General features: G+C 67.1%; 20 protein-coding genes. 8 read left to right on the top strand and 12 right to left on the bottom strand.

Annotated elements, in window-relative coordinates; all coding sequences use genetic code 11:
• The first annotated feature begins 66 nt into the window (after positions 1–66).
• Positions 67–270 carry a DUF1289 domain-containing protein gene (locus GEM_RS08260; RefSeq protein ID WP_014896954.1) on the top strand — a complete coding sequence of 68 codons (204 nt, stop codon included), beginning with the start codon at positions 67–69 and terminating at the stop codon, positions 268–270.
• 75 nt (positions 271–345) lie between these two features.
• Here GEM_RS08260 and GEM_RS08255 read toward each other — a convergent pair whose 3' ends face one another.
• The 3 genes from GEM_RS08255 to GEM_RS08245 form a co-directional block, all read right to left on the bottom strand.
• Positions 346–987, bottom strand: a complete 642-nt coding sequence (locus GEM_RS08255) for an OmpW/AlkL family protein (RefSeq protein WP_014896953.1) — start codon at positions 985–987, stop codon at positions 346–348.
• Between the two features lie 65 nt (positions 988–1,052).
• Positions 1,053–2,243 (bottom strand): NAD(P)H-dependent flavin oxidoreductase, encoded by a 1,191-nt coding sequence (locus tag GEM_RS08250; RefSeq protein ID WP_014896952.1) that lies wholly within the window; start codon positions 2,241–2,243, stop codon positions 1,053–1,055.
• A gap of 136 nt (positions 2,244–2,379) precedes the next feature.
• On the bottom strand, positions 2,380–3,816 hold the full coding sequence (locus tag GEM_RS08245) for an aldehyde dehydrogenase family protein (protein ID WP_014896951.1): 1,437 nt from the start codon (positions 3,814–3,816) through the stop codon (positions 2,380–2,382).
• Between the two features lie 256 nt (positions 3,817–4,072).
• Between GEM_RS08245 and GEM_RS08240 the strand changes: the two genes are divergently transcribed.
• On the top strand, positions 4,073–4,438 hold the full coding sequence (locus GEM_RS08240) for a hypothetical protein (protein ID WP_014896950.1): 366 nt from the start codon (positions 4,073–4,075) through the stop codon (positions 4,436–4,438).
• Between the two features lie 34 nt (positions 4,439–4,472).
• On the opposite strand, the gene GEM_RS08235 is transcribed toward GEM_RS08240, so the two are convergent.
• Entirely contained in the window at positions 4,473–4,937 is a 465-nt protein-coding gene (locus tag GEM_RS08235) for an Lrp/AsnC family transcriptional regulator (protein ID WP_014896949.1), read from the bottom strand.
• A 133-nt stretch (positions 4,938–5,070) separates the two neighbouring features.
• Here GEM_RS08235 and GEM_RS08230 point away from each other — a divergent pair, with 133 nt between their 5' ends.
• The gene (locus GEM_RS08230) at positions 5,071–6,117 is read left to right on the top strand and encodes a zinc-dependent alcohol dehydrogenase family protein (protein WP_041490637.1); all 1,047 of its coding nucleotides are present in this window, start codon (positions 5,071–5,073) and stop codon (positions 6,115–6,117) included.
• 120 nt (positions 6,118–6,237) lie between these two features.
• Here GEM_RS08230 and GEM_RS08225 read toward each other — a convergent pair whose 3' ends face one another.
• A complete protein-coding gene (locus GEM_RS08225) occupies positions 6,238–6,714 on the bottom strand; it encodes a DUF2501 domain-containing protein (protein ID WP_014896947.1) in 477 nt (158 codons plus the stop codon).
• A 234-nt stretch (positions 6,715–6,948) separates the two neighbouring features.
• Here GEM_RS08225 and GEM_RS08220 point away from each other — a divergent pair, with 234 nt between their 5' ends.
• Positions 6,949–7,506, top strand: coding sequence for a hypothetical protein (locus GEM_RS08220; protein WP_041490636.1), 558 nt, complete (start codon positions 6,949–6,951; stop codon positions 7,504–7,506).
• Between the two features lie 103 nt (positions 7,507–7,609).
• Here GEM_RS08220 and GEM_RS08215 read toward each other — a convergent pair whose 3' ends face one another.
• The gene (locus tag GEM_RS08215) at positions 7,610–9,202 is read right to left on the bottom strand and encodes an ABC-F family ATPase (protein ID WP_014896945.1); all 1,593 of its coding nucleotides are present in this window, start codon (positions 9,200–9,202) and stop codon (positions 7,610–7,612) included.
• A 135-nt stretch (positions 9,203–9,337) separates the two neighbouring features.
• Positions 9,338–11,620: an AsmA family protein gene (locus GEM_RS08210; RefSeq protein WP_014896944.1), complete on the bottom strand. Its 2,283-nt coding sequence runs from the start codon at positions 11,618–11,620 to the stop codon at positions 9,338–9,340.
• A gap of 152 nt (positions 11,621–11,772) precedes the next feature.
• Between GEM_RS08210 and GEM_RS08205 the strand changes: the two genes are divergently transcribed.
• Positions 11,773–12,474: an ABC transporter ATP-binding protein gene (locus tag GEM_RS08205; RefSeq protein ID WP_014896943.1), complete on the top strand. Its 702-nt coding sequence runs from the start codon at positions 11,773–11,775 to the stop codon at positions 12,472–12,474.
• A complete protein-coding gene (locus GEM_RS08200) occupies positions 12,471–13,274 on the top strand; it encodes an ABC transporter permease (protein WP_014896942.1) in 804 nt (267 codons plus the stop codon). The genes GEM_RS08205 and GEM_RS08200 overlap by 4 nt, the downstream gene beginning before the upstream one ends.
• A gap of 34 nt (positions 13,275–13,308) precedes the next feature.
• On the opposite strand, the gene GEM_RS08195 is transcribed toward GEM_RS08200, so the two are convergent.
• The 3 genes from GEM_RS08195 to GEM_RS08185 form a co-directional block, all read right to left on the bottom strand.
• The gene (locus tag GEM_RS08195) at positions 13,309–13,782 is read right to left on the bottom strand and encodes a PliI family lysozyme inhibitor of I-type lysozyme (protein ID WP_014896941.1); all 474 of its coding nucleotides are present in this window, start codon (positions 13,780–13,782) and stop codon (positions 13,309–13,311) included.
• Positions 13,783–14,031: 249 nt separating this feature from the next.
• A complete protein-coding gene (locus tag GEM_RS08190; protein WP_014896940.1) occupies positions 14,032–14,583 on the bottom strand; it encodes a DUF6013 family protein in 552 nt (183 codons plus the stop codon).
• A gap of 264 nt (positions 14,584–14,847) precedes the next feature.
• A complete protein-coding gene (locus tag GEM_RS08185; protein WP_014896939.1) occupies positions 14,848–15,864 on the bottom strand; it encodes a zinc-binding alcohol dehydrogenase family protein in 1,017 nt (338 codons plus the stop codon).
• Positions 15,865–15,988: 124 nt separating this feature from the next.
• Here GEM_RS08185 and GEM_RS08180 point away from each other — a divergent pair, with 124 nt between their 5' ends.
• Positions 15,989–16,930, top strand: a complete 942-nt coding sequence (locus GEM_RS08180; RefSeq protein ID WP_014896938.1) for a LysR family transcriptional regulator — start codon at positions 15,989–15,991, stop codon at positions 16,928–16,930.
• Between the two features lie 176 nt (positions 16,931–17,106).
• Positions 17,107–17,952, top strand: a complete 846-nt coding sequence (gene serB, locus GEM_RS08175; protein WP_014896937.1) for a phosphoserine phosphatase SerB — start codon at positions 17,107–17,109, stop codon at positions 17,950–17,952.
• A gap of 87 nt (positions 17,953–18,039) precedes the next feature.
• On the opposite strand, the gene GEM_RS08170 is transcribed toward serB, so the two are convergent.
• Together GEM_RS08170 and GEM_RS08165 are read right to left on the bottom strand one after the other, a co-directional pair.
• Positions 18,040–19,221 carry a cystathionine beta-lyase gene (locus GEM_RS08170; RefSeq protein ID WP_014896936.1) on the bottom strand — a complete coding sequence of 394 codons (1,182 nt, stop codon included), beginning with the start codon at positions 19,219–19,221 and terminating at the stop codon, positions 18,040–18,042.
• A gap of 113 nt (positions 19,222–19,334) precedes the next feature.
• Complete coding sequence (locus GEM_RS08165; protein WP_014896935.1) at positions 19,335–19,877, bottom strand: hypothetical protein; 543 nt, start codon at positions 19,875–19,877, stop codon at positions 19,335–19,337.
• Between the last annotated feature and the right edge of the window lie 161 nt (positions 19,878–20,038).

The raw sequence follows: 20,038 nt of genomic DNA, 5'->3' as shown, positions 1-20,038 counted from the left end.
GGCCGGGCCGCGTCACCCCGATGCATTAAAATGACGCCCTGACGATTCAAAGCGCAAACCTTTCCGATGGCCTCCAATCTCCACGACCTGCCCGACAGCCCCTGCATCGGCGTATGCTCGACCCTCTTCGACGAAGTCTGCAAGGGTTGCGGCCGCACGGCCGCCGAAGTGTCGAACTGGGTGTTCCTGAGCGACGACGAAAAACGCACGGTGTGGGAGCGCATCACGCGCGAAGGCACTGCGATGCGCTTTCAGTACGACAAGCTGTAAAGCCGCCGCACAAAAAAAGAGCGGCATGCCGACTGCCATGCCGCCAACCCCAACTCTGTTCTTTTCCGAGGGCGTCTAGAACTTCATCCCGACGCCCACGCCGACGATCAGCGGATCGATGTGCAGCGTGCCGATGCCCTTGTCGCCGAGCGTCGCATCGGTACTCATCCAGATCTTCTTCACGTCGACGTTCATGAACACCTTCTTCGTGAGCTGCACGTCGACGCCGAACTGCAGCGCCGGGCCGAAGCTGCTCTTGTTGATCGACACACCCTGGCCGCCGACGTTGAGCCCGTTGTTGTAGAAGTACGTGTAGTTCAGGCCCGCGCCGACGTACGGACGCACCTTGCCGGCATGGTTGAAGTGGTACTGCAGCAGCAGCGTCGGCGGCAGCACGCCCACGCCGCCGAGATTGCCGAGGCTCGACGTCATCTGGTGCCGCGACGTGGCGAGGATCAGCTCCACGCCCAGGTAGTCGCGGATCATGTAGGTGAAGTCGAGCTCCGGCACGATCGCGTTGTTCACGCCGGTATTGATCGCGCCGAGCGTGTCGCTCGCGCGCTCGTTCGGCTGGATGCTGATCGCGCGCAGGCGGACCAGTACGTCACCCTGGTTGATGCCGTCGCCCGGCGACGCCGCATGCGACAGCGAAGGCATCGCGACGAGGCTCGCCGCGACCGCGGCAGCGGTGACACAGGTTCGAATCGTTTTATGCATGGTACGGACCCTTGAAGAATGTATTCCATTCTGCCTATAGGGTCTTTCCGGCGTCTTGATATCCGTCAAGCCAGCGTAAACATCGGACGGTTTGCCGCAGGCTCCATCGCACGGCCCGTCAGCAGCAGGTCGAGCAGGTCGCGCACGCTGCGGATCGCATTGCCGAACGGCAGCGCTTCGCGGCCGCGGAAGAACAGCCCGTTCGCGACGTCGCCGCGCAGCGCGGCCGCGAGCCGCGTGTCGATGCAGAAATGGCCGAACTTCTCGATGCCGTCGCGCAGCCCGCAGACGCTCAGGCATTCGAGCGCGGTCGGGCAGCGCTGCTTGAACGCGCCGAGCTTGGTGCGGATGCGCGTTTCGTTGCGCAGGTAGCGATCGAGCCACGGCGTCTTCACCGCGCGCGCGGGCAGCCCCGTCACGCTGACGAATTCGACGATGTCGTCCGGCGCTGCGTCGACCAGCACGCGCTTGAAGTTCGGATGCGCGTCGCCTTCTTCCGTGACCGCGAACGGTGTCCCGACCTGCACGCCGTTCGCGCCGGCCGCGAGCGCCGCGCGCACCGTATCGTGACTGTTGATCCCGCCCGCGACGATCAGCGGAATCGCCTCGCGCGCGAGGCCGAGCGACGCCATCACCTGCGCGGTCTCGTCGAGCACGCGCGCGAAGTCGAAGCGCGCGTCGTGCATGTCGTCGATCTGCGTGACGCCGAGGTGCCCGCCCGCATGCGCCGGATGCTCGATCACGAGCGCATCGGGCAACCGCCCCTTCTTCATCCACTTCTTCAGCACCAGCGCGATCCCTCGGCTGTCCGACAGGATCGGGATCAGCGCGATGTCGCGGCCTTGCGTGAGGTCCGGCAGATCGAGCGGCAAACCGGCGCCCATCACGATCGCGTCCGCGCCCGCGTCGCACGCGACGCGCACGTAGTCCGCATGCGCGCTGACCGCCTTCATCACGTTGACCGCGATCATCCCGCGCCCTGCGCTGTAGGTCTTCGCGAGACGGATCTCGCGGGCCAGCGCGTCGAGGTTCGCGGCCTCGAGCGTCGCGCGGTCGGGTTGCGCGCGACAGCGTGCGAGCAGGTCCGCATGATGGTGGCGCAGGTCGATGCTCGCGATCGTGCCGAGCGCGCCTTCGCGCGCGACGCTGCCCGCGAGGCGGTGCGCGGAAATGCCGACGCCCATGCCGCCCTGCACCACGGGCAGCAAGGTGCGGCCGCGAATCGTGAGCGGCGGGAAGGAAGTGCGTACGGTCATCTGGAACCTCGTCGAAACATCGGAAATCGGAAATCGGAAACGCGATGATCGACGATCCACCGGCACGCACCTTGACGGCCGTCAATAAAAAAACGGCACGCGAGCGTGCCGTTGCGGGTCCTGCCGGGGGATGCACTCAGGCCGGATTCGACGGCTTGAGCTGCATCGACTTGTACTCGAGATACTCCTCGAGCCCGTACACGCCGTTCTCGCGGCCGTGGCCCGACTGCTTGTAGCCGCCGAACGGTGCGGCGCCGTTCCACGTGCCGCCGTTGATGTCGACCTGGCCCGTGCGGATGCGGCGCGCCACGCGCATCGCGCGTTCGTCGCTGCCCGCCCAGACCGCGCCGCCGAGCCCGTACGGCGAATCGTTCGCGATGCGCACGGCCTCGTCTTCGTCGCGATACGTGATGATCGACAGCACCGGCCCGAAGATTTCCTCCTGCGCGATCGCCGATTTCGGATCGACGCGACCGAACACGGTCGGCTTCACGAAGAAACCCTTCGCGAGCCCTTCCGGCAGGCCCGTGCCGCCCGTCACGAGCTCCGCGCCATCGTCGATGCCGCGCTGGATGTACGCCTGCACGCGCTGCTGCTGCACGGCCGATGCGAGTGCGCCCAGGCGCGTCGCCTCCTCGCGCGGATCGCCCGCGACGTACGCTTCGGCGGCCGCCTTCGCAATCTCGCGCGCCTCGTCGTAGCGTGCCTCCGGCACCAGCATCCGCGTGTGCGCCGAACAGGTCTGGCCCGCGTTCAGGTAGCACGCGTTGACCGTGCCCTTCACCGCCGCCGCGAAATCGGCATCGTCGAGGATCACCGACGCCGACTTGCCGCCCAGTTCGAGCGCGACGCGCTTGACGCCCGCGGCCGCGAGTTCGGCCACCCGCTTGCCGGCGCGCGTCGAGCCCGTAAACGACACCATGTCGACGTCCGGATCGGTGGCCAGCACCTCGCCGACGACCGGGCCGTAGCCGCACACGAGGTTGAACACGCCCGGCGGCAGGCCCGCTTCGTGGATCGCCTCGGCGAGCATGAACGCGTTGAGCGGTGCGACCTCGGACGGCTTCAGGACGACCGTGCAGCCGGCCGCGAGTGCCGGCGCGACCTTCAGCGTGACCTGGTTGAGCGGATAGTTCCACGGCGTGATCGCAGCGACGACGCCGACCGGCTCGCGCACCACCAGCGAGTTGCCGACCGTCGCCTCGAATTCGAACGATTCGGCGAGCTTCGCGTATGCCTTCCAGTTGTAGATCGGGCCGCCAACCTGGATCGCGCGTGACAGCTTGATCGGCATCCCGACCTCGCCGGTGATCGACTGCGCGAGTTCCTCGCTGCGCGCCTGCAGGCGCTCGACGATCTTGCGCAGGTAACCCGCGCGCGTCGCTGCCGGCGTCGCGGCCCAGGCGTCGAACGCGGCGCGCGCCGCGCGGATCGCGTCCTGCGCGTCGGACGCCACGCCCTCCGGAATCCGGCCGATCACGGCCTCGGTACCCGAGTCGATCACGTCGATCGTGCCCGTTCCGGCCGGTTTGCGCCATGCGCCGTCGATGTAGAACTGGTCGTAGATTTTCATCGCTTCCTGTCTCCCGGAAAACGGTCATTCTAACGAGTGTGGCGCGGCACCGCGATGCTGTCGAACGAGGCCGCACACTCCGCCGGACGGGCTGCGCAATCGCCCGCGCAACGGTGGCCGGCCGCCCGTTTTCCCCGGCTGCGGCATCCGCGCCACGCCGGCGCACCACGTGGCCCGCATCGTGCTATGTTTTTAGTATCGGCGCCGGCCGCTGCAGGCCGCGCCACCCGGAATCGATGCTTTCGTGAGCGCTGCCATGACCGACGCATCCCATATCCTCGGCTCGCAAGATCGCCTGGAGCTGCTGTGCTGGCTCACCTGCGGCAATCTTGGCGCGTTTTACCTCAACGAGTCCTGGCCGGACGCGTCATTCCAGGTGCAGGCCGCCCACCGCTGGCTCGACCGCCATCACCGGCAGTCCGACTGGCTCGCAATCGCGAAGCTGGCCGCGCTCGCGCAGGACATCGCGAAGCGGCACGCCGGCTTTGTCGACGCGTCCTGGGCGCGCGACGCGGTCGAGGAAATCGTCGATACCGACGACCTCGACTACCGGGCAAAACTCGTCCAATGGGTGTACGAAGACTGCTGCAAGGCGCTCGCCGACAAGCGGCTGGCCGACTGACCGCGCTCGCATGCACGCGCGCCGGTGCGCGCCGTCACGCTATCGGCAGCCGCTGCGTCGACTTCAACTGCCGCAGCGACAGGTTCGAGCGGATGCTCAGCACGCCCGGCAGTTTGCGCAGCACCCTTTCGACGAAGTGACTGTAGTCGTCGAGATCGGCTGCCACCACCTGCAGCAGAAAATCCGCTTCGCCGGTCGTGTTGTCGCACGCAAGCACGTTGGGGCTTGCCTGGATCAGGCGCTCGAACTCGGCCGTCACCTCCTCGCTGTGCTGCGTGCAAACAATCTGCACGAACGCCATCACGCCGAACCCGAGCTTTCTGCGGTCGAGCCGCGCGTGATAGCCCGCGATCAACCCCGCTTCCTCCAGCCGTCTGAGCCGACGCCAGCAGGACGTCTCGCTCAGCGAGAATGCTTCGGCGAGTCGAGCATTCGACACGCGCCCGTCCTGCTGGAGCATGTCGAGCATGCCGCGATCGATCCTGTCCAGTTGTTCCATGAAAGCTCCTTGCGGCAACCGCGCGATGGTCGCAAGGCTATCGCAAAAATACCCGTCTCTCAATCGTAAAACGAAAGATAAATCCACTCCTTTCGCGCTACATTGAAAGAGTCATTCGATTCAGGAGGAAATGGTGAAAGCAGTCGTCTATGAAGCATTCGGCGCCGCGCCGCGGTTGATGAACGTCGACGATCCGACACCGGCACCCGACGGCGTCGTGATCGAAGTCAAGGCAACCGGCGTGTGCCGCAGCGACTGGCACGGCTGGATGGGGCACGACCCGGACATCGTGCTGCCGCATGTGCCGGGCCACGAACTCGCAGGCGTCGTGGTCGCGGCAGGTGCGGCGGTCACGCGCTGGAAGGCCGGCGACCGCGTCACGGTGCCGTTCGTCGCCGGTTGCGGCCGCTGCCCGGAGTGCCACTCGGGCAACCAGCAGGTATGCGAGCAACAGTTTCAGCCCGGCTTCACGCACTGGGGTTCGTTCGCCCAATACGTCGGCATCCATCACGCGGACCTGAATCTCGTGCGACTGCCCGATGCGCTCGATTTCCCGACCGCGGCGAGCCTCGGATGCCGCTTCGTGACGTCGTTTCGCGCGGTCGTCGACCAGGGGCGCACGTCGGCCGGCCAGTGGGTCGCCGTGCACGGCTGCGGAGGCGTGGGTTTGTCGGCGATCATGATCGCGAATGCAATCGGTGCGAACGTCGTCGCGATCGACATTTCGGACTCGGCGCTCGCGCTTGCGCGATCGGTCGGTGCGGCGGCGACCGTCAATGCGTCACAAGTCGCTGACGTCGTCGATGCGGTGAAGGAGATCACACGCGGCGGCGCACACGTATCGCTCGATGCGCTTGGCCATCCGACCACCTGCTTCAACTCGATCAGCAATCTGCGCCGCCGCGGCAAGCATGTGCAGGTCGGGCTGATGCTCGGCGAGCATGCGACACCGGCCGTGCCGATGAGCAAAGTCATCGCGCACGAGCTGGAGATTCTCGGCAGCCACGGGATGCAGGCGCATCGTTACGACGCGATGCTCGATATGGTGCATGCCGGCACGCTCGCGCCGAGCCGGTTGATCGGCAAGGAAATCAGTCTCGGCCAGTCGATCGACGCACTGATGAACATGAACCGGTTCGAAGGCGCCGGCGTGACGGTCGTGACGGACTTTTCGGGCTGACGCGGACGGACGTTGCCGCCAGCGACGGCGGCAGCCTGCTTCTGCCGCCGCCGCACTTGGCCTTTTCTGCCGTTCGCGCACGCATTGATTCGACGCGCGCGAACGGTACGCGACGTCGGCTTACAACAGCGACTTCCCTTGCGCCAGCACCTTGTCGCAGATCTGCTTCGTGACCTGCTGCTTCAGGCCGCCGCCGCTCAGATCGAGCTTGCTGCCGTTGCCGGCGTCGAGGATCCCGCTTGCACCGCTCGTATAGCCGCTGTCGGACGACGCGTTGCCGCCGAGCTTGCCCAGCAGCGCGTCCTTCACCGACGACGCGCCGCCGGACGCACCGCCGAGATAGTTGTTCTGGATGCAGAACTGCAGCAGGCCCGCGACGTTGCCGGTGCTGCCCGGCAGCAGCGACGTACCGCCGCCGCCCGTCAGCGCGCCGCCGAGACCGCCCAGGTTGCCCAGCGCGCTGCCCGCGCTGCTGCCCGAATCGCCGCCGCCAACCTGCTTCAGCACATCGCCAAGTTGCGCATGGGCCACCGAAAACGGCGCGAGCAATCCGATCAGCGCGCCGGCAACGGTCGCGCGGTATAGACGTGCGTTCATGTGAAGCCTCCCAGTCGTGAGTGCATGAGTACATGCGATTCGCATCCAAGCATACTCAACCGACCTTGGCATGACAGCCTCCGGGCGCGCGCGAATCGTCAGACATCGTGATATTGCCGGCGATTTGACAATGCTTGACGGGGATGCACTGCGTACCGTCGCGGCACACGAACGCCTTACAATCCTGTTCCGATGGCGTCGGCCGGCCATTCCTCCCTGCACAAGGACGATCACGTGGCGCGCACCTACCGAATCCTGTTGACGACCGCCGTGTCGGCCATGCTGATGCTGTGCGCCGATGCGGCTCGCCCTGCAACTCCGTCAGCGGCGAGGTCCGCGGGCGAATGTCCGTCGCCGTCGTTCGCGCGCTACCCGGCGCGCGTCGGTCGCGCGCCACGTGTGCCGGCCACGGCGCCGCGCTTGAACAGCAAGGAGGCCCGCCTCTATCGCACCGTCATTCGCGACGAATTCACGCAGCCGGCCAATTTTGCCGGTCACTATCGCGTCGCGATCTGGGGGTGCGGCACGGACTGCCGCAATTTCGCGATCGTCGACAAGTACAGCGGCGCGACCTACACGATGCCACGCGTGCGGGCCATCTCGGGCGTGATGGGCAACGACGACGAGCGCGTCGATTTCCGCGCCGCCAGTTCACTGCTGATCGTCTCGGGCTGCTTCAACGACGACTGCGACGACAACAACGCGAAAGCGGCCCGGTTCTTCTATGAATGGACCGGCACACGGTTGCGTCCGGTCGGCCAATGCGCGCTGCGCATCGAGCCGATCCAGTAACGGCGAGCGCCCCCGGTCCGGATACGAAAAAGCCCGCCAGGCATCCACCTGGCGGGCTTCCGGTACATCGACATCAGGTCGGGGGGCATGAACGCCCGGGCAATTACTCCTGCCCCTGGCTCGTGAGGAAGTCCTCGTAATTCCCGCCGAAGTCGAACAGCGTGCCGTCCGTGCGCACTTCGATGATACGGTTCGCCAGCCCGCTCACGAACTCGCGGTCGTGGGATACGAAGATCAGCGTGCCTTCGAACTGCTCGAGCGCGATCTGCAGCGACTCGATCGACTCCATGTCCATGTGGTTGGTCGGCTCGTCCATCAGCAGCACGTTGTGGCGGCCGAGCATCAGCTTGCCCCAGATCATGCGGCCCTTCTCGCCGCCCGACAGCACCTTCACCGACTTCTTGATGTCGTCCGACGAGAACAGCAGGCGGCCCAGCGTGCCGCGCACCATCGTTTCATCATCGCCATCCTTGCGGTACTGGTCGATCCAGTCCATCAGCGTGATGTCGTTCGGGAACTCCTCGTACGTGTCCTGCGGCATGTAGCCGACATTCGCGTTCTCGGACCACTTCACCGTGCCGTGCTCGAGCTCGAGCGCGCCGAGCAGCGAACGCAGCAGCGTCGTCTTGCCCGCGCCGTTCTCGCCGATGATCGCGATCCGCTCGCCCGGCTGCACCGACAGGTTGAAGTTCTGGAAGATCGTGCGCTCGTACTTCTTCGTGATGTCTTCCGCGACCACCGCGACGTTGTGCAGCTTCTTCTCGAACTCGAAGCGGATGAACGGGTTCTGGCGCGACGACGGCTTGAATTCCTCGATCTTGATCTTGTCGATCTGCTTCGCGCGGCTCGTCGCCTGGCGGGCCTTCGACTTGTTCGCCGAGAAGCGGCGCACGAAGTCCTGCAGCTCGGCCACGCGTTCCTTCGCACGCGTATTCGCCGCGGCCTGGCGCTCGCGCGCCTGTGCCGATGCGAGCATGTAGTCGTCGTAGTTGCCCGGCCAGACCTTCAGCGTGCCGAAGTCCATGTCGGCCATGTGCGTGCACACCGAGTTCAGGAAGTGACGATCGTGCGAGATGATGATCATCGTCGAGTTGTACTCGTTGAGCGTTTGCTCGAGCCAACGGATCGAGTTGATGTCGAGGTTGTTGGTCGGTTCGTCGAGCAGCAGCACGTCCGGCTTCGAGAACAGCGCCTGTGCGAGCAGCACGCGCAGCTTCCAGCCCGGCGCGACGTCGGCCATCGTGCCGGTGTGGAACTTCTCCTCGATGCCGATGCCGAGCAGCAGCGCGCCCGCGCGCGCTTCGGCGTCGTAGCCGCCGTATTCGGCGAACTTGCCCTCGAGCTCGGCCGCGTGCATGTAGTCGTCGTCGGTGGCTTCCGGGTTCGCGTAGATCGCGTCGCGCTCGGTCATCGCGGCCCACATTTCGGTGTGGCCCATCATCACGACGTCGAGCACGCGCACGTCTTCATACGCGAACTGGTCCTGGCGCAGCTTGCCGAGACGCACGTTCGGCTCCAGCGCGACGTTGCCGGCGCTCGACTCGAGGTCGCCGCCGAGGATCTTCATGAAGGTCGATTTGCCACAGCCGTTCGCGCCGATCAGACCATAGCGGTTGCCCTCGCCGAATTTGACCGAGATATTCTCGAACAAGGGCTTCGGCCCGAATTGCATCGTGATGTTGGCAGTAGAAAGCACGGCAGGTCCCGTAAGAGAGAAATCGACGGAAAACCGTGTATTTTAGCAGGTGTCGGAGAAACTGCCGACCGCACTGTTCCGGCCCCGTCAACCGGGCCGCTGCGCGCGGCGCCGGCGCCCGCATCCGCGGCAATCTCACTTGCCGGCCTTCTCCGCCCCCTTCTGTGCCGCCGTGGCCTTCATTTGCCCGAACAGCTCCGAACACGGCACGTCCCGGTTGTTGCTCGGCGCAATCAGCGGGATCAGCGCCGCGAACGGGTTGATCAGCCCGAGCCCGACCATCGCGCCGGCACGCAGCGCGAGCGCACCGGCGTCGACGCCGACCTTCGGGTTCTTGAACGTGCCCTTCGCATACAGCGGCGAGCGCAGCGAGAAGACCCGGAAGCCCTTCGTGTGCGGATGGATCTTCAGGTCGAGCGACTCGTCGCGCAGGTTGATCGGGCCGTCGACGTTGATCAGCGCGTCGTCCGTATCGAGAGCGAACACCTTCGGATCGAGCATGCCGTCGGTCGCGACGAAATCGATCGCCGCGCAATTGATGTCCACGTCGCGGGTGCCGAACAGCTTCTCGTACACGACGTTCGCGACGTTCAGGCCCGCCGCCTCCATCAGCAGGAGGCTGATGCGGCCGTTCGTGATGAGCGCCTTCACTTCGCCGGTCGACGTCGCCGCGAGCGCGGCCGGCGAATTGCCGGTCGCCGACAGCGACGCGTCACCGTTGATCTCGCCGAGCGCAGTCTGCATCACCTTCTGCGTCGGGAACAGCTGCTTGAGCTTCAGGTGCCGCGCGGTCAGCGTGAAGCGGCCCTTCAGCGGCGTGCGGCTGCCGTCGAGATGCGCGTTCGTCGCGAGCGTGCCGCCCGCGACGCCGAACTGCAGCGGCTCGAGCGTCAGCACGCCGTCCTGCAGCAGGATGTGGGTGTACAGGTCGGTGATCGGCAGGTTCGCGCTCTTGATCAGCTTGCGGCCGGTGAACTTGACGTCCGCGTCGATCGCGCTCCAGCGCTCGGTGCGGAACGTCTCGACCGGCAGCACGCGGTCCGGCGGCTGGCGCGTCGTATCGCCGCGCTTGGCCTTGCTCCGGGCCGTGTCCGCGCCGATCACCGGCGCGAGGTCGGAGAACTGCAGCAGGTTCGACACGAGTTCGCCGGACAGCTTCGGGCGCGGCTCGCGCTGCGCCCAGGTGAGCGTGCCACCGAGATCGCTGCCGCCGACGCGGCCATTGAAGTTCTCGTAGCGGAACGTGCTCGCATGCGGCTTGAAGTTGCCGATCAGCCGCCCTTCGGTCGCATACGGCGGCGTATCGGGCAACGTGATGCCGGTGAGCTGGTAGAGATGCGACATCGACGTGCCCTGCAGCCACAGCCGCAGGTCGAGCGCCGCGAGATGCATCAGATCGGTCAGCGTGCCGACGAGCGCGAGCCGCGTATCGCCGGCCTTCACGTCAGCTTGCAGCGGGAACGGCTGCGTCGCCTTCTCGATCGCCAGCGCGCCGCCCACCTTGCCGGTGCCGCTGATCGGCACGTTCTTGTAGCGGCCGTCGACTTTCAGCCCGAACGCATAGGTCGGGCCGGACGGCTTCGCGGGCACCGCGGTGCCGCTTGCGCCGGCCGCCGGTGCGGCCGCCGATGCAGAGGAAACCGAAGCAACCGCGGAAGCGGAAGCCGCACCCGACGCAGCCACCGACGTCGACGCAGCGCTCGCCCCCTGCGCCTCCGATGCACCGGACGCGGCCTGCGCGCTCGCCGTCGCGCTCAATTGCGCGGCCCCGCGCTTGCCGACGCGCTGTGCAGACGCCGCGCGCGATGTCTGTTCCTGCTCCTTCAGCACGTCGCCCAGCGGAATCGGCTGCCCGAGCGTATCGATCGCGACCGTCAGATCGGCCTTCGTGATCGCATCGCGATACGTGACGGTGCCCTTCGCGAAACCGAAGCTGTCGAGCCGCACCTTCCACGGCGACGGCTGCGATGATTGCTTGAACTGGAAGGTCCACGTATTGCGGCCGTCGTCGAGCCGCTCGAGGTCGACCGCGGGATTGACGACGTCGATCGACGGAATGACGATCTCGTGCGCGAGGAGCGGCAGGATCGCGAGATCGAAGTGCGCGGCGTCGAGCGTGACGAACTTGGGCGCCTTCGCCCAGTCGGGATTGCCGATCTCGAGCTGCGTGGCAGAGAAGCTCGGCCAGGGCACCCATGCGCGCCAGCCGGTCTCGTTATCGGGGCGACGCCAGCCGACCTTGAGATCGCCGTTGATCGCGAACGGGCGGCCGAGTGCGGCACTCACCTGTTCGTTGACCCACGGTTTCGCGCGGTTCCAGTCGAACGTGAAGAGTAAGACGCCGGCTGCCGCGATGATGATTGCGACGATACCGACGATCCATACAGCCGATTTGCCGATGGCTCGGGTTAGCGTCATGGCGGTTCCGTTGTTGTTATGCAGCGTTGCCGCGCCATGCCGGGCCGCTTGCGTGAACGAACGGCACACGACAACCGCGGCTTTTCAATAGGTATTATGACGCACGCTACAGCAACGCTTCGGCGCCATTAACGCTTTTTTTCATTTGTGACATGACAGCCCCCACCGGCCTCATCGATGCGCAGCACATCACGCGCCGCGACACCAGCAGCGGCAAGACGCTGCTCGCCCCGACCGACTTCGGCCTCGCCGCGGGATCGCGAATTGCTATCACGGGACCGTCGGGTTCCGGCAAGAGCGTGTTGCTGCGCGCGCTCGCGCTGCTCGATCCGCTCGACGGCGGCCACATCCTGTGGCGCGGCAAGCGGATCAGGCGCGGCGCGATTCCGCGCTACCGGCGCAGCGTCGCATACGTGCGCCAGCGGCCCGCGCAGATGGACGGTACCGTCGAAGCGCAATTGCGCTATCCGTATTCGCTCGCGATCTATCGCGACGTGACGTTCGACCGCGCCCGCGCCGAAGCGCTCGCCGCGCGTGCCGGGCGCGGCGCCGATTTTCTCGACAAGCGCGCGAGCGAACTGTCGGGCGGCGAAGCGCAGATCGCCGCGCTGCTGCGCGTGCTGCAACTCGATCCCGACGTGCTGCTGCTCGACGAGCCGACGTCGGCGCTCGACCCCGACTCGACCCGCGCGATCGAAGCGCTCGTCGGTGCATGGTTCGACGCGGCGCCCGATGCGCGGGCGTACATGTGGATCTCGCACGATCCGGCGCAGGCCGCACGGATCAGTACCACGCGGCTCGTCATGCAGGCCGGCGTGCTGCACACCGCGAACCCGATGGAGGCTGCGCAATGAGCCCCGCACTGCAGGACCTGAGTCTGGTCGACGTCGGCATCGCCGCCGCGCTCGTCGCGGTCAATGGCGCGATCTCGGCAGCGCTGTCGCTCGGACTCGGGCGCAAGCTCGCGCTCGCGGCCGTGCGCACCGTCGTGCAGTTGCTCGCGATCGGCTACGTGCTCGGCTGGGTGTTCGGCCATCCGCACTGGACCGTCGTGTTGCCGCTCACCGCGCTGATGACGCTGATCGCCGGTTTCGCCGGCGCCGGACGCGGCAAACATGCGTACCGCGGGCAGCGCATCGACAGCATCGCGTCGATCTGGTTCAGCAGCTGGTTCGTCGCGGCCATCGGGCTGTTCGTCGTGATCCGCATTCATCCGTGGTACGCGCCGCAATATGCGATCCCGATCCTCGGGATGATTCTCGGCAATACGCTCACGGGCGTGTCGCTCGGCGTCGAACGGATGATGGAGGAACTGACCGCACGGCGCGACCGCGTCGAGACCGCGCTCGCGCTCGGCGCGACGCGCTGGGAAGCTGCGCAGGATGCCGCGCGCCAGGCCGTGCGCGCCGGCATGCTGCCGACGCTCAACCAGATGGCCGTGGTCGGCGTCGTGAGCCTGCCGGGGATGATGACGGGCCAGGTGCTGGCCGGCCAGTCGCCGCTGCAGGCCGTGCGCTACCAGATCGTGATCATGTTCCTGATCGCCGCGGCGTCCGCGCTCGGCACCGTCGGTGCGGTGCTGATGACGTATCGCCGGCTGTTCTCGCCCGATCACCGCTTTCTCGCATCGCGGCTCGAAGAACGCGCGCATTGACGCATGCCGCTTGCGTGCGGCGTGCGGCGTGCGGTCAGCGGGCAGCGCGGCGCCTGGCGAGTGCCTGCCGCAATGCGGCCGTGACGTCGGCGTCGGGCGCCAGCCCGTCGACCGACGCGACGAGCCGCACCGTGCGCGGCGTCGTCACATAGGCCTGCGCACCGACGTACCCGCCGCTGCCGGCCGAGCGCGTCGTGACGACCAGCGCCTGCGGCGCCCGCGCGCCGAGATCGACCGTCAACGCGTCGGTCACGGTGCCGTCACGTGCATGCAGTACACCCGTCACGTAGTCGTCGGTATCGAAGCCGGACGCGGCATGCACGGTCGAATACACGCGCACCGCATAGCTGCCGGTCGAGCACGGTTCCAGCGCGCCGCTCGATACGACGACGATCTGCTGCCGCGACGCCAGCGGGACCTTCTTCACGAAGCTGCAATCGTCGGCCGCGTGCGCGTGGGCGGCGACCAACGCAGCGGCGCACAGCAGCACGCGCATGCGATGTTTCATCGGAATGTCGTTCAAGGATGATCGAGGATGCCGCGGAGGATAGCGTGACATCCGCATGACGTCACGCGAGCGGCCGCGCGCCGGGCGAACGGCCAGGACACCGGCACACGCGCTGCGTGCTGAAAACAACGGAGCGGCACGAAGCCGCGCGCCACGAAACCGTCACGCGCGGCCATGCCCGGAGCGCCCGGACATGCCCAGGGATTGGTTGCGCACGCACCGGACGCATCGCCGGCCCGCGCGCCCCGCTCAGTGCTTGATCGACACCGTCACCTTCGTGCCGTCGCTCATCGTGACCGACTTCGAGCCGCCATTGGTCGAAATCGACACCCACTTGACCTGGCTCACCGACACGACGTCCGGGCACTGCAGCGACTTGCCGCCGGCGCTCACGTTGCGCACGCCTTTCGGCGCGGCCGCCTGGAAGCTCATCTGCACGTTCGCGATCCCCTTCGCGTCGACCGACGGCGCGAGCCGGACCTGGGTCTGGCGCACCATCGCGCCGTTCGCGTCGCGCGGCAGGTTGTCGGCGTTCGGGCAACCGTCCGGCATCGCGACCGCGCCGCTCGGCGGCACCGACTTCCAGTTGAAGTCGTCCGTTTCGCCCGAACGGATCTTGCGGGTCTCCTGCGCATTACCGAAGGTCTTCGAGTCGACCTTGACGGTGTATTCGAGCTGCCCTGTCCCGCCGCCCTTCAGGCTGCCCTTGACCGGCGGCGCCGCGAATACGCTCGCGCTGACGCACGCCGCCGCGAGCACGACCGACCACGATGCGGCGACTGACAAGCTGCGTTGGCTCATGCTGACCTCCTTGTAATGCGGCGGCACGCGCGTGCCGCGCGGTTTTCGATGCATGATGCGTTGCCAGTCTACCGCCAAGCGGGATGCAATGCGCCGCAAACGCATCGGGTGTTACCCCGCTTGCGTTCGCGACGCGGCATCCCGTACGCGCGCCGCCGGCTCTCAAGAAAACGCCGGGCCGCCCCAGGTTTTCCGCCCCGCAGGAAGTCCCCTTGCGGGATTGCCCCTCGGGGGCCTGGCGCGAAGCGAGAGGTTTGGGGGCACTCAGAAGCCGCTCAGCACCAGCTTGCCGATCGCACGCCCGGCCTCGAGCAACTGGTGCGCATGCCGCACGTTCGCGGCGTTGATCGCGCCGAGCTGCTCACCGAGCGTCGTGCGCAGCGTGCCGCCGTCGACCAGCCGGGCGACCTCGCTCAGGATCTTGTGCTGCTCGATCATGTCCGGTGTCTCGAACATCGCGCGCGTGAACATGAATTCCCAGTGAAACGCGGCGCTCTTCGCCTTCAGCCGCTCGACCGGAATCGGCTTCTCGTTCTCGACTATCGTGCAAATCCCGCCCTGCGGCCGGATTACCTCCGCCGCAGCGGGGAAATGACGATCCGTGTCGTTGAAGATCAGCACGTAGTCGACGTTCGGATGGTCGATTGCGCGCAGCTGCGCGGGCAGGTCGCCGAAATGGTCGACCACCTCGTCCGCGCCGAGCGAGCGCACCCAGTCGGACGACGCCGGCCGCGACGCGGTCGCGATCACGCGCAGCTTGCCGAGCGTCTTCGCGAGCTGGATCGCGATCGAGCCCACCCCGCCCGCGCCCCCGATGATCAGGACCGACTTGCCCGCGTCCGCGCCCTGCGGCGACACGCGCAGCCGGTCGAACAGCGCCTCCCAGGCGGTCAGCGCAGTCAGCGGCAACGCGGCCGACGCGGCGAAACCGAGCGTGCGCGGCTTGAGTGCGGCGATCCGCTCGTCGACCGCGTGGAATTCGCTGTTCGCGCCGGGCCGCGTGATGCTGCCCGCGTAGAACACCTCGTCGCCGGGCCGGAACAGCGTCACCTCGGCGCCGACCGCGACGACCGTGCCGGCCGCGTCCCAGCCGAGCACACGCGCGGTCGCCTCGACCTGCGGCTTCGGCGCGCGCACCTTGGTGTCGACCGGGTTCACGGAGATCGCCTCGACCTTCACGAGCAGGTCGCGCGGGCCCGGCACCGGTTGCGGCAGTTCCACGTCGAGCAGCGCCTGCGGGTCGTCGATCGGCAGGTAGCGGGTCAGTCCAACGGCTTTCATCACGAAACTCCATTCAGGGAAATCGGGCGGGCCACGACGCAGCCCCATGAACGCCATCGTAGGTCGCCCGATCCTTCGAGAAAACCGCTATATTTCCTGAAACATTTTCAGGAATTTCAGAAGAATGGTGTCCGATTCGATCCCGGCTCCCGACAAGCCGCTCGACCTGCTCGACGTCGGCCTGTTCGTGCGCGCCGCGCTGCTCGCGAACGTGACCGCGGCCGGGCGCGAGTTCGGCTTGTCGGCCGCGGTCGCGAGCGCGCGCATCGCGCAACTGGAACGCCAGCTCGGCGCGCGGTTGCTGCACCGCACCACGCGCCGCATCAGCCTCACGCAGGACGGCGAAGTCTTCATGGCTCGCGCCGAGGCACTGCTGTCGGCCGCCGAGGCCGCCCGCGCATCGGTCGGCCACGGCCGCAGCGAGCCGTACGGGCGGCTGAAGGTGTCGATGTCGTCGTCGTTCGGCCGCCAGCACGTCGCGCCCGTGATTCCCGCGTTCCTGCGCCGCTACCCATCCGTATCGCTCGACCTGCGGCTGTCCGACGAGATCGTCGACCTCGTCGACGACGGCTACGACGTCGCGATCCGCCTCGGCGCGCTCAAGGATTCGACGCTGGTCGCGCGCAAGCTCGCCGCGAACCGGCGCGTGCTGTGCTGTTCGCCCGCGTACCTCGCCGAACGCGGCACGCCGCGCCATCCGGCCGACCTCGCGCAGCACGAATGCGTGATCCTCGGCGACCAGCGCGACTGGTCGTTCGTCACGCCGCAAGGCCCGCTCACCGTGCGGGTCGGCGGCCGGCTCGTCGCGAGCAACGGCGAGGCGATCCGCGAAGCGCTCGTCGACGGCTTCGGTATCGCGATCAAGTCGACCTGGGACGTCGGCCCGCTGCTCGCGAGCGGCGCGCTCGTCACCGTGCTCGACGACTACCCGTTCGCGGACGACGTCGCGATCTGGGCCGTCTATCCGAGCCGCGCGCATGTGCCGCTGAAGACGCTCGCATTCATCGCGTTCCTGGCCGAGCACTTCGGCGATCCGCCTTACTGGGATCGCGCGGACGGGCAATAGCCGCCGGCGACCGCCCACCTGCCCACCTGCCCGGCAGCGATCCGGTCGTGATCGGATACCAACCAGCTACAATGACGCGTTCGCGACGCAGTGGCCCGAAGCCGGACGGGGCCCGCGTTCGCAGGCGGCCGCCCGCCGGCCGTGCACGCGTTTCATTCGCCTCCAATCATCCCGTCATGACCCAGAACCTCGTCATCCAGAGTCTCGCGCCGTTGTCGGACGCGCATCACAAACCGCTGCTCGCGCTGTCGCGCGGCACCCGCATCGTGCAGACGGACGATCACGCACTGCGCATCGAAAACGCGAACCCGGCGCAGCGTCTCGATATCGACGCGTACTGCGGCACGCACGCGCTCGACTTCGCGTTCGTCGACGCCGGGCGCACGCTCGGCGATTTCGGGCTCGTCGTGATGGACATGGACTCGACGCTGATCACGATTGAATGCATCGACGAGATCGCCGATTTCTGCGGACTGAAGACGCAGGTCGCCGAGATCACCGAAGCGTCGATGCGCGGCGAGATCCGCGACTTCAACGAAAGCCTCACGCGCCGCGTCGCACTGCTCGCGGGGCTCGACGCGCAGGCGCTCGAGCGCGTGTACGAGGAACGTCTGCAACTGTCGCCGGGGGCGGAGACGATGCTCGCCGGCGTGAAGGCCGCGGGGCTGAAGACGCTGCTCGTGTCGGGCGGCTTCACGTTCTTCACCGAGCGCCTGAAGGCGCGCCTCGGCCTCGACCATGCGCACGCGAACACGCTCGAGATCGTCGACGGCAAGCTGACCGGGAAGGTGCTCGGCGAAATCGTCAACGCGGACGTGAAGGCGCGCATGCTGCGCGATACCTGCGCATCGCTCGGCATCGAGCCGAGCCGCGCGATCGCGATGGGCGACGGGTCGAATGACCTGAAGATGATGGCCGAAGCCGGGTTGTCGGTGGCGTTCCACGCGAAGCCCGTCGTGCGCGATGCCGCCACCGTCGCGTTCGACCACGTCGGCCTCGACGGGCTGCTGCGGCTGTTCTGATCCGCGCAAGCCGCCAATGAAAAACGCCGGCGCGATGTTGCATCGCGCCGGCGTTTTGTTTTTCCGCGGGACGTTGTCGGCCTGCGATCAGCCGAGTGCGGCCTGCATCGCGCGCTCGAGGTCCGCGCGCAGGTCGGCTTCGTCCTCGAGGCCGACATAGAAACGCACCAGCGTGCCGCGCTGCGACCAGTCCGGACGCATCGACGCGACGTCGTAAGGCATCGCGAGGCTGCACGCGCCGCCCCAGCTCCAGCCGATCGCGAACAGTTCGAGCGATTCGACGAAGCGGTCGATCTGCTCGGCGCTGTAGCGCGCGTCGAACACCACCGAGAACAGCCCGCCCGCGCCCGTGAAGTCGCGCATGAACGACGCGTGGCCCGGGCAGTCGGCGAGCTGCGGATGCAGGACCGATGCAATCTCCGGCCGCGCCTTCAGCCATTGCGCGAGCGCGAGCGCGCTCTTGCTGTGCGCATCGAAGCGCACCTGCATGCTCGGCAGGCTGCGCAGCACGAGCGAGCAGTCGTCGACCGACACGCCGATCCCGCAGCGCATCCGCGCGAGCTTCAGTTGTGCGTGCAGTTCCGCGTTCGCGGTGATCGTCGCCCCCATCAGCACGTCGCTGCCGCCCGACTGGTACTTGGTCAGCGCCTGCACCGAGATGTCGACGCCATGCTCGAACGGCTTGAACGCGAGCCCGGCCGAATAGGTGTTGTCGATCGCGGTGACGATGCCGCGCGCCTTCGCGGCCGTGGTAAGCGCCTGCACGTCGGGCACTTCCATCGTCACCGAGCCCGGCGCCTCGATCCAGATCAGCCGCGTGTTCGGCTGGATCAGGTCGGCGATGCCGGCACCGATGAGCGGATCGTAGAAGCGCGCGGTGATGCCGAAATCCTTCGCGAGCCAGTTGCCGAAATCGGCGTTCGGTCCGTAGACGTTGTGCGGGATCAGCACGTCATCGCCCGCTTTCACGATGCCGAAGTACACGTTCATGATCGCCGCGAGGCCCGACGGCTGCAGCAGCGCGTGCGTGCCGCCCTCGATGTCGGCGAGCCGCTGCGCGAGCGCGAGCGACGTCGGCGTCGCATGCAGCCCGTAGCGCCACTGGTTATCGTTGTGCCAGACGAGCTCGCGCATCGTCGCGAGATCGGGGAACACGACCGTCGACGCGCGCGCGACCGGCGGCACGAACGAACGGAAGCCTTCCGGAATGACGTCGTCGGGTTGAACGATGCGGGTTTGGAGTGCGCGCTTCGGAGTGGATGCAGTCATGGCAGGAGGCCGGGAAAAAGGCCATTCGGTTGCGGAATATATCGCTAGATTAGCCAAAATCGGCGCGCTTGGCCCGGTACAATGCGCGCCGCACGCACCGAGCCAGCGCGCACTCAGTCGTCGGTACGCAGGTTGACGACCCCGCCGACCGTCTCGATTTCCTGCACGCGGCCGTTGCGTACCTGCAGCGCCGCGCGCTTGCCCTGTGACGGATGCAGCACGACGGGTTGCGGATCCGATTCGTCCGAGTTCATCCGGTCGGCCTTCAGGTCTCCGGCTGAATCGAAACGGCCGATCCACACGCCCGTGATGTTCGTGCCGTCGTTCGATTCCTCGATTTCGAGCGTGTCGCCGTCGCGATCGCCGGCGAGCAGGACCACTTCGCCCGTATCGGCGAACTGGTATTCGCCGTGCACGCCCGCTTCGTCCGTCTTCGGGCCGAGATGCACGACGATCGGCCGGTCGCCGAGCGTGCCTTCGTAGCGCGGCAGGCGGGCGAACTCCGGATTCGGCCGCAGTGGCCGTGCGGGTGCCGCTTCATCCTGCTGCGCACCCGACGCGGCGGCCTGCGCCGCGACCACGCCCGGCATCGCGAGGGCCGCCGCCAGCGCGCCGGCTAGCACCAGCGCCCGTTGCCATTCCGAATATCGACCCACCTTGTGTTGCTCCTTGCTTCAGATTCGCTCGTAAATCGCGGCGCAGCCCTGCTCGCCGCCGATGCACATCGTCACGCGTGCATCGCGACCGCCGATGCGCTGCAGCACGTCCAGCGCATCGACGATGAACCGGTCGCGACGCCGCGGAATCGACTGTTCGG

Source organism: Burkholderia cepacia GG4, assembly GCF_000292915.1.
Classification (GTDB): Bacteria; Pseudomonadota; Gammaproteobacteria; order Burkholderiales; family Burkholderiaceae; genus Burkholderia; species Burkholderia cepacia_D.
This window is presented reverse-complemented; position numbering and strand designations above follow the sequence as displayed.

Coding starts and splice junctions, on each gene's coding strand:
- GEM_RS08260 (WP_014896954.1), top strand. CDS start 67: ATGGCCTCCAATCTCCACGACCTGCCCGACAGCCCCTGCATCGGCGTA.
- GEM_RS08255 (WP_014896953.1), bottom strand. CDS start 987: ATGCATAAAACGATTCGAACCTGTGTCACCGCTGCCGCGGTCGCGGCG.
- GEM_RS08250 (WP_014896952.1), bottom strand. CDS start 2,243: ATGACCGTACGCACTTCCTTCCCGCCGCTCACGATTCGCGGCCGCACC.
- GEM_RS08245 (WP_014896951.1), bottom strand. CDS start 3,816: ATGAAAATCTACGACCAGTTCTACATCGACGGCGCATGGCGCAAACCG.
- GEM_RS08240 (WP_014896950.1), top strand. CDS start 4,073: ATGACCGACGCATCCCATATCCTCGGCTCGCAAGATCGCCTGGAGCTG.
- GEM_RS08235 (WP_014896949.1), bottom strand. CDS start 4,937: ATGGAACAACTGGACAGGATCGATCGCGGCATGCTCGACATGCTCCAG.
- GEM_RS08225 (WP_014896947.1), bottom strand. CDS start 6,714: ATGAACGCACGTCTATACCGCGCGACCGTTGCCGGCGCGCTGATCGGA.
- GEM_RS08210 (WP_014896944.1), bottom strand. CDS start 11,620: ATGACGCTAACCCGAGCCATCGGCAAATCGGCTGTATGGATCGTCGGT.
- GEM_RS08205 (WP_014896943.1), top strand. CDS start 11,773: ATGACAGCCCCCACCGGCCTCATCGATGCGCAGCACATCACGCGCCGC.
- GEM_RS08200 (WP_014896942.1), top strand. CDS start 12,471: ATGAGCCCCGCACTGCAGGACCTGAGTCTGGTCGACGTCGGCATCGCC.
- GEM_RS08195 (WP_014896941.1), bottom strand. CDS start 13,782: ATGAAACATCGCATGCGCGTGCTGCTGTGCGCCGCTGCGTTGGTCGCC.
- GEM_RS08190 (WP_014896940.1), bottom strand. CDS start 14,583: ATGAGCCAACGCAGCTTGTCAGTCGCCGCATCGTGGTCGGTCGTGCTC.
- GEM_RS08185 (WP_014896939.1), bottom strand. CDS start 15,864: ATGAAAGCCGTTGGACTGACCCGCTACCTGCCGATCGACGACCCGCAG.
- GEM_RS08180 (WP_014896938.1), top strand. CDS start 15,989: ATGGTGTCCGATTCGATCCCGGCTCCCGACAAGCCGCTCGACCTGCTC.
- serB (WP_014896937.1), top strand. CDS start 17,107: ATGACCCAGAACCTCGTCATCCAGAGTCTCGCGCCGTTGTCGGACGCG.
- GEM_RS08170 (WP_014896936.1), bottom strand. CDS start 19,221: ATGACTGCATCCACTCCGAAGCGCGCACTCCAAACCCGCATCGTTCAA.